11 protein-coding genes and 1 pseudogene are annotated in these 12010 nt (G+C 64.4%); 9 read left to right on the top strand and 3 right to left on the bottom strand.

Annotated elements, in window-relative coordinates:
* Positions 1-112: 112 nt before the first annotated feature.
* From SPR01S_RS03660 to SPR01S_RS03635, 6 genes and pseudogenes are all read left to right on the top strand, one after another.
* Entirely contained in the window at positions 113-622 is a 510-nt protein-coding gene (locus tag SPR01S_RS03660; RefSeq protein WP_066585093.1) for an SOS response-associated peptidase family protein, read from the top strand.
* Between the two features lie 16 nt (positions 623-638).
* Complete coding sequence (locus SPR01S_RS03655) at positions 639-929, top strand: hypothetical protein (RefSeq protein ID WP_157081909.1); 291 nt, start codon at positions 639-641, stop codon at positions 927-929.
* Positions 926-1504: an alpha-ketoglutarate-dependent dioxygenase AlkB gene (locus SPR01S_RS03650; RefSeq protein ID WP_369405258.1), complete on the top strand. Its 579-nt coding sequence runs from the start codon at positions 926-928 to the stop codon at positions 1502-1504. The genes SPR01S_RS03655 and SPR01S_RS03650 overlap by 4 nt, the downstream gene beginning before the upstream one ends.
* Positions 1505-1559: 55 nt before the next feature.
* Positions 1560-2660: an HNH endonuclease gene (locus SPR01S_RS03645; RefSeq protein WP_066585089.1), complete on the top strand. Its 1101-nt coding sequence runs from the start codon at positions 1560-1562 to the stop codon at positions 2658-2660.
* 94 nt (positions 2661-2754) lie between these two features.
* Positions 2755-3510 (top strand): ImuA family protein, encoded by a 756-nt coding sequence (locus SPR01S_RS03640; protein ID WP_066585088.1) that lies wholly within the window; start codon positions 2755-2757, stop codon positions 3508-3510.
* A pseudogene (locus SPR01S_RS03635) lies at positions 3395-4654 on the top strand (Y-family DNA polymerase); the annotation flags it as partial. The gene SPR01S_RS03640 and the pseudogene SPR01S_RS03635, both read left to right, overlap by 116 nt.
* 539 nt (positions 4655-5193) lie before the next feature.
* On the opposite strand, the gene SPR01S_RS03630 reads toward SPR01S_RS03635, so the two are convergent.
* The gene (locus tag SPR01S_RS03630) at positions 5194-5991 is read right to left on the bottom strand and encodes a hypothetical protein (protein WP_066585086.1); all 798 of its coding nucleotides are present in this window, start codon (positions 5989-5991) and stop codon (positions 5194-5196) included.
* A gap of 76 nt (positions 5992-6067) precedes the next feature.
* On the opposite strand from SPR01S_RS03630, the gene SPR01S_RS03625 reads away from it, so the two are divergent.
* Both SPR01S_RS03625 and SPR01S_RS03620 read left to right on the top strand, forming a co-directional pair.
* Positions 6068-9331: an error-prone DNA polymerase gene (locus SPR01S_RS03625; protein ID WP_066585076.1), complete on the top strand. Its 3264-nt coding sequence runs from the start codon at positions 6068-6070 to the stop codon at positions 9329-9331.
* Positions 9331-9624 (top strand): hypothetical protein, encoded by a 294-nt coding sequence (locus SPR01S_RS03620; protein WP_066585074.1) that lies wholly within the window; start codon positions 9331-9333, stop codon positions 9622-9624. The genes SPR01S_RS03625 and SPR01S_RS03620 overlap by 1 nt, the downstream gene beginning before the upstream one ends.
* 91 nt (positions 9625-9715) lie before the next feature.
* On the opposite strand, the gene SPR01S_RS03615 is transcribed toward SPR01S_RS03620, so the two are convergent.
* Complete coding sequence (locus SPR01S_RS03615; RefSeq protein WP_084250909.1) at positions 9716-10141, bottom strand: nuclear transport factor 2 family protein; 426 nt, start codon at positions 10139-10141, stop codon at positions 9716-9718.
* A 276-nt stretch (positions 10142-10417) separates the two neighbouring features.
* Here SPR01S_RS03615 and SPR01S_RS21125 point away from each other — a divergent pair, with 276 nt between their 5' ends.
* Positions 10418-10684 carry a DksA/TraR family C4-type zinc finger protein gene (locus tag SPR01S_RS21125; RefSeq protein ID WP_084250908.1) on the top strand — a complete coding sequence of 89 codons (267 nt, stop codon included), beginning with the start codon at positions 10418-10420 and terminating at the stop codon, positions 10682-10684.
* Positions 10685-10974: 290 nt separating this feature from the next.
* Here SPR01S_RS21125 and SPR01S_RS03605 read toward each other — a convergent pair whose 3' ends face one another.
* Positions 10975-11937: an aldo/keto reductase gene (locus tag SPR01S_RS03605; protein WP_066585069.1), complete on the bottom strand. Its 963-nt coding sequence runs from the start codon at positions 11935-11937 to the stop codon at positions 10975-10977.
* Between the last annotated feature and the right edge of the window lie 73 nt (positions 11938-12010).

The following is a 12010-nucleotide window of genomic DNA, read 5'->3' as shown; positions in this document are numbered from 1 at the left end:
GTGGCGGCGCGTTCCTGCTATGTTCTTACCATTCGAGTCGTGGCGACTGGACGACGTCGCATGCGTTGAGGTTGAACGTAGTCGGTGGCGGTGCTGCCGGGAAGGTCGAGCGATGACGAACAAGACGACCCACGCTGATCGGATTGGCGCCCCAGGTGCGGTCGTGCGCTATGGACGCGATCGCGCGCTGGAAATGGTCAATCTGATTTGGGGGCTGGAACCGGCCTGGCCCGAGGAGCGGCCGTTCGAAGTCATTCGTGCCGAGGGGCGCACGTTCGACCGAAATCGCTGCCTGGTGCCCGCCTCGGAGTTCTTTCACATCCGTAAGGGTCAGCGCTTTCGCTTCACCAGGATCGATGGCGAGCATTTCTATCTGGCCGGCATTTGGCGTCCGGCGACGCCGCGCTGGCAGAGCGCCTATGCGGCGCTGACGGTCGAGGCGAACGAAGATGTGCGGCCCTATGCCGAGCGGCAGATGGTGGTCATCCCGCGCGGCCGCCAAATGGACTGGCTTGATTACAAAGTGCCCGAAATCGAAATTCTGATGGCGCTTCCCGAACACACCTTCAAGGCCGAACTGTGGGAGGGCGAGCCTGCGCCGCAGGCAGAATTGGCGCTCTGACAATCGAGGAACGGTGATGTCAATGATGGAGGCGCTTGCGCCTGCCGGTTGTAATTTGGCCGCGATCAATGCGGTGCCGGTGACGGTCGCCGATTTCGCCGCCTGCCCGGAAGGGTCGGCAGCGTCGGTTCGTCGTGCGGCGCTCGAGCGGTGGCAGGCCGCTCACGATCCGGAGCACCAGCTCGATGCCGAGCATTTGATGGACGCGGCGGCGCTGGCCCAATTGATCGAGACCGATCACGGGTTCGGGTTCGACGACGCCAGCTTCGGTGAGCTGGTCGAGTTCGTGGCGGAGTTGCCCTGGTGAACGCGATAGTCGGCGACCTGTTCGGGTCGCCCCTGGTCCCCGGCTTTGCAAGCGCGCCCGACATCATATCGCGAGGTGAGGAGCAGGCGCTGATCGCACATATCGACACGAGTGCCCTCGATTCATTCAAGTTTCAGGGGTGGCTCGGTAAGCGCCTGACGGCCTCGTTCGGATCGCGCTACGACTTCGAGCGCGGCCGGATGGAGCCGGCCGATCCGCTTCCGGACTGGCTGCTGGACGTGCGCGAGCGCGCAGCGTCATTCGCCCGGCTTGCACCGGATGCCTTGGTGCAGGCGCTGGTGATCCGATACGATCCCGGTGCCGGGATTGGCTGGCACCGCGATCGCCCGGTCTATGAGGATGTTGTGGGGATCTCGCTCGGCGAGCCGGCGACGCTCCGGCTGCGCCGGCGTAAGAGGAGCGGTTTCGAACGTGTGTCGGCGCCGCTCGAACCGCGGTCGATCTACCACCTTGCGGGCGAGGTCCGGCACGAGTGGGAGCACAGCATCGTCGAGATGGAGCGACCGCGCTGGTCGATTACGTTTCGCTCGCTTGCCGTTGATCGATTTGCGTAGATGCTCTGTCAGATTGCATAAGTCCTACTCTATCGCCCTGGAGAGGACGGACTGAATGGCGCTGCTATTGGCAAAGCCGATCATCTGGAATCGCGACGGCTATGTCCGGCCATCAGGCGTCAAGGTGCATTCCGGCTTCCCCAAGGCCAACGGCTTCGGTCACGAAGAGTGGAATAACGCGCCCGGCATGCGTTTTGTCGAAGACGGCGCTGAGCACCGCGTTTTCCATACCGAGGGCGTCGGGAATGCGCCGGTCGAGGATGAAGCGGGCCGGATTGTTGTGTTCATGTACGCGTCGCACGACAATGTGCAGGAGTTGGTCGGTGTCGCGGCCAATGCCACTTGGCTCAAGAACGATGAACCGCAGCGACGCCGCCTGGTGGATCAGCTCGACTTAAAGCGGCTCGGCGATGACGTTTGGGCGGTACCGCGCGTTCGGACGCTTCACGCCAATCGAGCAGCATTCGACAAGGTATGGCGGGGTGATCTGAACTGGATTCCCAACTGGCGATGCCCGGCCGAGACGTTCTTTTGGCTCCAAACGCCGGCGCCGCTCGATTCGCAACGGCTGCGCGGGACTCAAAAGTTGCTCACCATGTTCGACAGCTACACCGTTCTGGACGAGCGACAGGCCCTCATGATGCTCGACTCGGTGCCGGCGGCGCAGCGGACCCCGCAGTGGCAGAGAGTACGCGCTGAAATTGAGACAAGCGATGAAGAAGCTGTAGCCGGAGATCTGTCGACGCTTGCCAAGCGGAAGGATCTGAAACCGACAACTAGGCTTCAATTGGTCGAAGCGCGCCTCGGGCAGGGTCGATTCCGGCGCGATGTCGAGCGGCTGTGGAACGATGCCTGCGCTGTGTCGGGGAGCGCACTGGGGCCGGTGCTGATGGCATCCCATATTCTCGCATGGAAACAGAGCAACGATCGCGAACGTCTTGATGCAAATAACGGATTGCTGTTGACGGCGGAACTCGACGCCTTGTTCGATCGCGGCCTCATTTCGTTCGACGATGACGGAAAAATGCTCGTGTCACGCCTCGTGCCGAAGAGCGATCGTGAACTATTCGGATTGCCCCGGTCGCTCCGCAGGCAACCATCGAGGCGGCAAATCTCGTATCTGCGCAAGCACCGACGGCATTGGGGATTGGCATGATGACCGCGAAGCTGTGGAAGAAACATCGGTGGTCGCTTGACGAATGATCGATCGAGGCGGAACATAATAGGAACATATGATTCTATGAGTCCTGATGGAAACCGCTGCCTGCCTCGATCCTATCGCCGATCTCCGACGGCGTATCGCCGCGCTCGACGCGCCGGCGCGCGTCGGTGGTGTAGTGGCGTTCGGCGTCGAGGCGATCGACCACCGGCTGGCTGACAAGGGGCTGGCAGTCGGCGGATTGCATGAGGTCGCCGCTGCGGCGCCAAGCCTTGCCGAGGATGCCGCGACGACGTTGTTTCTCGCCGGGATCGCGGCGCGCGCAGCGCCGCTGGCGCCGGTGTTGTGGGCACTTACGCGGTTCGATCTTTACGCCCCGGGTCTTGAACAAGCCGGGCTCTCGCCTGATCGACTGGTATTTGCCCAGGCGCGCGATGAGCGCGAATTGCTTGCGGTGATGGAGGATGCGCTTCGCCATGGCGGGCTGTCGGCCGTCGTCGGCGAAACGCGTCGCGTCGATATGACCGCGTCGCGGCGGCTTCAGCTGGCCGCCGCCGACGGCAAGACGCCAGCCTTGCTTCTGCGGCGTCGGAAGAAGCTCGGCGCGTGTCCGTTGGGTGAACCCTCTGCCGCGACGACGCGGTGGCGGATCGGTTGCGCGTCGTCGGCACCGCTCGGCATTGCCGGGGTCGGTCGTTCGCGCTGGTTCGTCGAACTCGTTCGTCAGCGCAATGGAAATCCTTTCAGTCTGGTCGTGGAGGGCTGCGATGCGCAGGGTCGCCTCGGTCTTCCTGCCCCATCTGCCGATCGAGCGGTTGGGGCAGGAGATCAAGCTCGCGCTGCCTGAGGCGCGCGCGCGGGCGCTGCCGGTAGACGACGATCCCGGGGCGTGTTCGGCGCCGCGGGGCGGTGGATGGCGGCCCGGTGCTCGCTGGGCGCAGGATGGCGATGCGACGCATCGCCGACCGCCCGCGCGCGAGCTCGGTCGGCGGTCGGAGGCAGCGGGCCATCCGTTCCGGACGTTGCGTGGCGATGATGGGGTCCGAGCGGCTTCTCGGCCGATCGCGCCCATGTTCGCTGCCTCGCGCCCGTTTGCGCTCGGCATCCAGCAGGGCCAGCGCCACGTCATCTATGCCGCCAATGCCGACGCGATTGCCATTGGGGTCGCGCCCGGCATGCCGGTCACCCATGCGCGCGCCCTCGTTGCCGACCTCGACTTGCGGCCGGCGGATTGCACCGCGGACCGTGCGGCGCTCGAGCGCCTTGCCTTGCATGCTGTCCGCCATTGGACGCCTACCGCGTGCGTTTCCGCACCCGACGGTCTGTTTTTCGACCTGACCGGGACCACGCATCTGTTCGGTGGCGAGCGGCGGTTCTGTGATCGCTTGCAGCGTTTCTGCGCGCGGCTCGGGCTCACCGCACGGATCGCGATTGGCGACACGCCGGGTGCCGCGCATGCGCTCGCGCGCTATGGGCATGCTGCGATCACGATCGTGCCGCCGGGCGGCACGATCGAAGCGATCGCGCCCTTGCCGGTCGCCGCGTTGCGGCTCGATCCATCGGCTCTGGTGGCCGCGCAACGGTTCGGGCTGGATCGTATCGCCGATCTGCTGCCTATGCCGCGTGGGCCGCTCGCGCGCCGCCTCGGGCGCGCCGCGATCGAGCGGCTGGATCAGGCGATCGGGCGTATGGCCGAGCCGATCGAAGGCGTCGTGCCGTTCGAAGCACCGACCGCCGAGCGTCGCCTGCTGGAGCCGATAGGTACGCCTGAGGCGATCGGACGGGTCATGACCGATCTGGCTGACGATCTTGCCGCCACGCTGCGCGCGCGCGGGCTGGGGGCCAGGCAGGTCTCGCTGATCCTCTTGCGCATCGATGGCACCGAGCACGTGCTCGCCATCGGGCTGGCGCGTGCCAGCCGCGATCCACGCCACCTGTCGCAGCTTCTACACCTTCGGCTCGAGACCATCGAGCCGGGCATGGGGATCGAGGCCGGACGACTTGTCGCCAGCCATGTCGAGCCGCTCGGTGCCGAGATGCTCGGGCCTGCGCTCGCCGGAGGGGAGATGGCGAACGATCTCGCGCCGCTCGTCGACCAGTTGGCCGGGCGGATCGGTCATCGCGCCCTGTTCAAGGCGTCATCGGTCGAGAGTGACGTGCCCGAGCGGGCGGTCACGCAGGTGCCGGCATTGAGCAAGCCGATCGGCTGGCCGGCTTGGAAGCGCCCGGCGCGACTGCTCGCTCGTCCTGAGCCGTTGGCGAGCGTGGTGGCGCTGCTCCCCGATCATCCGCCGCGTCGCTTTGTGTGGCGGGGCGAAATGCACGATGTCGTTGCCGGTGACGGACCCGAGCGGATCCACGGAGAATGGTGGGTGCGCGACGGCGAGGTCTGGGCTGTCCGCGACTATTACCGCGTCGAGGACAGCAAAGGCCGGCGCTTCTGGGTGTTCCGGCGCGGCGACGGTGTTGAACCGGAAACCGGTGATCTCGGCTGGTGGATGCACGGGGGGTTCGGATGACCGGCCTCGTGCTAGACCTTGCGCATCGACACCAGCATCTCGCGGCCCGTCCCTATCGCCTGTTCCCGACCGGCTGCCGATACCTCGATGCCCTGCACCTCGACGAACGTCGTGGCGAGGCTCGACAGCCAGTGTGGCTTGGGCATCCAATGGATCGGCTGGCCGACGGTCATCCAGTCGGGAATGCCATCCTTGAACACGCGCGTGTCGAGGTAGAACCGCGACTCGATCAGCTTGCGCGCGTCGTCGATGGCGCTCTGCTCCGCAGTATAGGCGCGCGAAAAGGCGAAATTTGCCTGCAATTGGGGCACGATGTCATTGACACGCCGGACGCGCCACGCCGCTGTCTTGGCTTCTGTAGCGGTGATCTTGTCAGCGGCCAGGTCGTCTATGATCGCGGCGATTTCCTCATTCTGTCGCACGATACCGCGATTGCTGCCCTTCGCGCGCATCCCGACAGCGAGGACGCCGCGCAGCCCGTCACCCTTGAGCTTGCGGTCCGCTGCCGACGTCTCCTGGTAGAGATTCCAGCACCGCTCGATGAACAGCCATGCGCGGTCTTTGCGGAGAAGGCCGATGTCGCGATAGGCAACTGCGCCGTCATTGATGACGAGCGTCGGAAAGGTCGTGCGGCTATGCGCGGCCACGATCGCCTGGAACTCATAGAGTCGGTCGAGCGCCGCCTTGGCTTCGGGGCAGGTAGGATCAAAACCGGCCTTGTTGAGCATCCCGCCATAGCCGCGAAGGTCGAGCCAGAAGGCGAGGGACACGATCGGCGAGCCGCCAGAAGTCGTTGCGCACGCCGGCATGACTTATCCCCCCTCAGGCACAAACTAGTCGGGGTCGGGTCCAGGCGCCAGTTCGCTTGGCGGGGATGGTCCGGCCGTGGCTAGCTATGTCGAGCTCCAGGTCACCAGCCACTTCTCGTTTTTGCGCGGCGTATCCGCGCCGGAAGAGCTCTTCGCGGCGGCGGCGTTGCTCGGACACACCGCGCTCGGCATCACCGATCTCGGCACCGTCGCCGGAATGGTGCGTGCCTGGGAAGGACAGAAGGCGACCAAGGTCCGGTTGATCCCCGGGTCGCGGGTCGTACTCGACGACGGCCGCCAGTTGCTGCTCTATCCCACCGATCGCGCCGCCTGGTCGCGGATGACCCGACTGCTGACGGTGGGCAAGGCGCGGGCGGGAAAGGGCGGCTGCGATCTGCGCTGGTCGGATGTCGCAGATTGGGCGCAGGGGCTGATCGCGATCCTGCTCCCGGATATGCCGGCTGCACGCGTGGCGCGCGACCTCGCCGAGCTGCGCGATGTGTTCGGCGCGCGCGGCTATTGCGCGCTCACCTTGCGGCGGCGGCCCGACGACATGGTGCGTGTACATTGTCTTGCAGACGCGGCGCGGGCGGCCGGTGTTCGCGCGGTCGTCACGGGCGACGTGCTCTATCATGCGCCCGAAGCGCGCTTGCTGCAGGACGTCGTGACCGCGATCCGCGAGGGCACGACGATCGACCGGCTTGGCTTCCGGCGCGAGCGTCACGGCGATCGGCACCTGAAGTCGCCCGACGAGATGGAACGCCGCTTCGCGGCGTTCCCGGACGCGATCCAGGCAACGGCCGATATCGCCGCGACCTGCTCCTTCGACCTTGGCGAGCTGAGCTATCAATATCCGCACGAACGCGTGCTCGACGGCCTGACCGCGCAGCAGGCGCTGGAGCGCCTCTCGCACGAGGCTGCCGAGCGCATGTTTCCCGACGGCGTGCCCGAGGCGCACGCGAAACAGATCGCGCACGAACTCGCGCTGATCGGTAAGCTAGCTTACGCGCCCTACTTCCTGACCGTGAACGCGATCGTGCAGGAAGCACGGCGGCGCGGCATTTTGTGCCAGGGACGAGGATCGGCAGCCAATAGCTGCGTGTGCTTCGTGCTCGGTATTACCTCGATCGATCCCATCCGCCACGAATTGCTGTTCGAACGCTTCGTGTCGGGCGAACGGCCCGAGCCGCCTGATATCGACGTCGATTTCGAGCATGAGCGCCGCGAGGAGATCATCCAGTGGATTTACGAGACCTACGGCCGCGATCATTCGGCGCTGACGGCGGTCGTGACCCGCTATCGCGCGCGCGGCGCGATCCGCGAAGTCGGCAAGGCGATGGGCTTGCCCGAGGATTTGACCGCGTCGCTGTCTGGTCTGGTCTGGGGCTGGTCAGCAGAGGGGGTCGGTGAAAAGCAGGCAAAGGAACTCAACCTCAATCTCGGCGACAGACGTCTTCGCTTGGCGCTTGATCTTGCGAGTAAATTAATCGGTACGCCCCGGCACCTGTCACAGCATCCCGGCGGATTCGTGTTGACGCACGACCGGCTCGACTACCTCGTACCGATCGAGCCAGCGGCGATGGTCGACCGTCAGGTGATTGAATGGGACAAGGACGATATCGACGCCCTGAAGTTTATGAAGGTCGACGTACTGGGTCTCGGCATGCTCGGTTGCATGAACCGTGCTTTTGCTCTGCTCGAGCAGGATAAGGGCATCCGGATCGCCATGGCCGATCTGCAGGACGACGATCCCGAAGTCTATAAGATGATCCAGCAAGCCGATACGCTCGGCGTGTTCCAGATCGAGAGCCGCGCGCAGATGTCCATGCTGCCGCGCATGAAGCCCAAACAGTTCTATGACCTGGTGATCGAGGTCGCGATAGTCCGGCCCGGACCGATCCAGGGCGACATGGTGCACCCCTATCTTAGGCGGCGTGAAGGCAAGGAACGGCCCGAATATCCCAAGCCCGAACTGCGCGCGGTGCTGGAGAAGACCTTGGGCGTGCCACTGTTCCAAGAGCAGGTGATGAAGGTCGCGATCGTCGGCGCGGGCTTCATGCCCGCAGAGGCCGATCAGCTTCGGCGCGCGATGTCGACGTTCAAGCTGACCGGTGGCGTCGGGCATTTCTACGACAAGCTGGTCGGCGGTATGGTATCGCGCGGCTATCCACAGGATTTTGCCGAGCGCACGTTCAAGCAGATCGAAGGGTTTGGGAGCTATGGCTTTCCCGAGAGCCACGCCGCCTCGTTCGCCAAGATCGCCTATGCGAGCTCGTGGATGAAGCATCATCACCCCGACGTGTTTTGCGCAGCCCTCCTCAACGCGCAGCCGATGGGGTTCTACGCACCCGCGCAGATCGTCCAGGATGCCCAGGCGCACGGCGTCGAGGTTCGGCCGGTCTGCGTGAACGCCAGCCGCTGGGATTGCACGCTGGAGCGGGGCGAGGGGCGTCATCTCGCCGTCCGGCTCGGGTTTCGGCAGGTGCGCGGCCTTGCCAATATCCACGGCGCCGCGATCGTCTCGGCGCGCGGCGATGTGCCCTATGCGTCGGTCGAGGAAGTCTGGCGCCGCGCCGGGATCCCGCGCGCCGCGATCGAGCGGCTGGCCGAAGCCGATGCCTTTCACGGACTCGGCCAGGATCGGCGCCAGGGATTGTGGAAAGTGCGGGGGCTGGGCGAGGCGCCGCTGCCGCTATTTGCGGCGGCCGATACCCGCGAGGCCCAATTCAGTCCCGAAGGCCTCGAGCCGCTGGTCGCGCTGCGTCCGCTGACCGACGGGCGCGAAGTGGTCGAGGACTATCGAACGCTGCAGCTGTCGCTGCGCGGCCATCCGGTGTCCTTCCTGCGCGATGACCTCACGCGGCGCGGTATCCGGCCCTGCGGCGATCTTCGGTCGATCCGCGACGGGCGGCATGTCGAGGTCGCCGGTGTGATCCTGGTCCGGCAGAAGCCCGGCAGCGCCAAGGGCGTGCTGTTCATCACCATCGAGGACGAAAGCGGGGTCGCGCAGGGCATCATCTGGCCGGACCGGTTCGAAAAGTACCGGCGCGTCGTGATGTCGTCGTCGATGGTGAGCCTCAAAGGGCGCCTCCAGAAAGAAGGCGAGGTCATCCACGTCATCGTCGACCGGATCGAGGATCTGACGCCGCTGCTCCGCCAGATCGGGTCGATGGAATTTCCGCATCGCACCGGACGAGGCGATGGCGCAACGCATGGCGGGTCGCCCGATCGCGGTGAACCAGGCTGGGTGCCGCGCCCGGCCGCACACTATCATCCGCCCTTCGCCGGCGGTGCCGATCCCGAGGATGTAATCCCGATCCGCAGCCACGATTTCCACTGATGCCGACACAGCTCCCGCGCCATCAGCGCGTGATCATCGACCTCGCCATTCGTGTGCTGCGCGCGGCCATGACACGATCGACGACCAGCAAGGTCGACACGGTCGAGGTACGGCTGGCGCTGCGCTGTCTGCTCCATCATTGTCCCGAGCGCTGGCCGCTCGAAATGTTCTGGGACGCCGCGTCGGGCGAAAACGCGATTGGTCGAGCGCAGGGATGTACCGCCGGATTCAACGCCATCGTTCGTCAGCTTCGTCTGGCCAGGGCGTGGGATGACCGCGCAGATGATCGCTGACTGGACTAGCCTCCAGAATTTCCGAGGGCAGCGTCAGGGATTCGATTGAGGGCGCATAGCGGGCACACTGGTTCTGTCCTCGGCTATGCGATCAGCGATCTTGATTTAGTCGATCGAGGGTCGACGCGGAAGCATTCGCTCCCTCCGGAAGTGAGCTGTACCTCGCACACACGCGCCACGCCCCGTCCGGCTCCTTTCGCCAAACGTCTGAAAGCCAGAATGAACCAGAACGATCGAGGCCTTCGAGCTGGGCCTGCTGCGTAGCGATCGAAGACATGACCGCGATGTCCGCCGTCAGCCCACGCACCTGGACTTGGGCATAGGTGAAGGCCGAGCAACGATATTGGTCTACCGTTGCCAGCCACGCCGCCCTTTCCATCCTCCGTTGCGGCCAGGCAGAGGCGATCAATGCAAAATCATCTGCCAGGCAATCCTCGAGGGTCGCACGATCCAGTGCAATCCACGCTTCCATCCATTGTGTAGCCCGACGTTCGATCTCTGAAGACAAATCCGACATTCACCATCCTCTTAGGGCCGTGCTCACTGCAATTTATCGTGTTCTTGCAACCACAAAATTGCTCGATGCAATATTTGATTGCGACCGCTCGCGACATCGGGGGGTGAAGGCACAATTTGCGATCTCGGGGACGATGCCCGCGTCAGGCTCCTGGGAGCGACGGCTAACGCGGTTCGAACTCGGCACTGCTGATGGCGGCAGCCTGGGCGGCGCGGTCATGGCAATTTCCTTCCCAATTCCTATATCTCCCGTATACTTCAACTAGATGAGGCCCGCATGGCGAGCGGATGGGCGCCCGACAGCGCCGTTCAAGACCAAATAGAAGACAGCATCGCCGATGCTCTCGCACACGCCCGTTTGCGCTTGCCGAGCGGCGAAGGCCTCGAAGAATGCGAGGCCTGCGGGGAGGAGATACCCGAGAAGCGCCGGCTTGCGCTTCCGGGTGTGCGCACGTGCATCGCGTGCCAGTCTCAACGTGATCGGCACCACGTCGCGTTCAGCGGCATCAATCGCCGTGGCAGCAAAGACAGCCAGCTGCGATAAGCTTCGCTATCCCAGCCACCTGACTACCTCGATACAGCGACGTCCGATGGTGCGACATACCGACGGAAGTTCCCGCCCTTGCCTGAGCAGCGGACCCTCTCGACGCGGGCAAGGAGAAGGTGTTCATTCCTCCAATCGACGCCGAGCAATTGTCGTTCTCGGGCTGTCGGATGTCGGAAGGCGAGTTTCCAGACAAGGCGCGACTGCTCTAGAATGTCAGGTGGGGAAGTGCGTCGCTGACGTTGCCAATTTGCGGTTGGCAGGGTCGTCAGTTGCCTCAGCACGACGGCCTACAGCTCGGGCTCCATCTCCTTCTCCCACCAGCCCCGCGTATTCACGCCAGCGGCGCCAGCCAAGACTTCCAGCTCTGCGATTTCGTCACCGCTCAGTCCGACCTTGGCGGCTCGCACGAACCCGTCGACCTGAGCGGGGTGCGTAACGCCGATAATCGGCGTCGTACCCTTCGAGATTGCCCAGGCGATCGCGACTTCGGAAGCGGCGACGCCGCGCTCCTCGCCCATCGAGGCAAGCCGGTCGGTCAGGGCCTTCAGTTGGGGCAGCATGCCATTATAGATCTTGGCACGCTCGGTACCCTCAGGAAGAGGCGCCTCGGGGCTGTATTTACCGCTCAGCGCACCCTGCTCGAGTACCATATAGGCGAGGAAGGGAATCTCCTGATCGCGGCAATAGTCCAAAATGCCGGCGCGCTCGCTGCCGCGGTGGAGGAGGCTGTAATGGCCCTGGATGGCGTCGACAGTGAAACCGGCTCTTCCGAGAATCCGGGTAGCCTGTTCGATTTCACTCAGATCATGGTTCGAGAGACCAACATGCTTGACCTTCCCGCTTTCGAGCAGCGGGACGACGAGCGGTGTCCATCGGGCGACGTCCAGCGGATTATGGATCCAGTACAGGTCGATGAATGCGAGACCAAGCCGGGCCAGGCTTTGGTCCAGCATGTCGGCGACGGGATTGTCGCCGGGGCCCGCTGCCTGAGGCGTGAACTTCGTGGAGAGTCGATAGTCGCTGCGCGGGAAACGGCTCAAGACCCGTCCCAAGATAGTTTCGGCACGACCCATGCCGTATACGGCCGCCGTATCCCACAGGTTCAAGCCTGCCGCGAACGCCCTGTCGGCGATTAGATCGAGGCCCGCCTGCCCAAAGCCGCTGCCGAAATAGCCTTCCCCGGCCTTGCCGCTATCACCCCAAGCCCAGGTACCCAGTGCGACCGTCGGCGTCGTGAGAAAATCCATCATCAAATGCGCTCCAGATATCTTTACCGCTCGCTTTCCTTTAACTCGCGAGGGCATTCCTCTCTGGAACTGAGCG

This window comes from Sphingomonas pruni NBRC 15498, from assembly GCF_001598455.1.
GTDB classification, from domain to species: domain Bacteria; phylum Pseudomonadota; class Alphaproteobacteria; order Sphingomonadales; family Sphingomonadaceae; genus Sphingomonas; species Sphingomonas pruni.
This window is presented reverse-complemented; position numbering and strand designations above follow the sequence as displayed.

What these genes read in the sequence shown, in the direction of transcription:
- SPR01S_RS03615 (WP_084250909.1), bottom strand. Translation starts at nt 10,141, where the DNA reads ATGTCGGATTTGTCTTCAGAGATCGAACGTCGGGCTACACAATGGATG.
- SPR01S_RS03640 (WP_066585088.1), top strand. Translation starts at nt 2,755, where the DNA reads ATGGAAACCGCTGCCTGCCTCGATCCTATCGCCGATCTCCGACGGCGT.
- SPR01S_RS03620 (WP_066585074.1), top strand. Translation starts at nt 9,331, where the DNA reads ATGCCGACACAGCTCCCGCGCCATCAGCGCGTGATCATCGACCTCGCC.
- SPR01S_RS03645 (WP_066585089.1), top strand. Translation starts at nt 1,560, where the DNA reads ATGGCGCTGCTATTGGCAAAGCCGATCATCTGGAATCGCGACGGCTAT.
- SPR01S_RS03655 (WP_157081909.1), top strand. Translation starts at nt 639, where the DNA reads ATGTCAATGATGGAGGCGCTTGCGCCTGCCGGTTGTAATTTGGCCGCG.
- SPR01S_RS03630 (WP_066585086.1), bottom strand. Translation starts at nt 5,991, where the DNA reads ATGCCGGCGTGCGCAACGACTTCTGGCGGCTCGCCGATCGTGTCCCTC.
- SPR01S_RS21125 (WP_084250908.1), top strand. Translation starts at nt 10,418, where the DNA reads ATGGCGAGCGGATGGGCGCCCGACAGCGCCGTTCAAGACCAAATAGAA.
- SPR01S_RS03605 (WP_066585069.1), bottom strand. Translation starts at nt 11,937, where the DNA reads ATGATGGATTTTCTCACGACGCCGACGGTCGCACTGGGTACCTGGGCT.
- SPR01S_RS03660 (WP_066585093.1), top strand. Translation starts at nt 113, where the DNA reads ATGACGAACAAGACGACCCACGCTGATCGGATTGGCGCCCCAGGTGCG.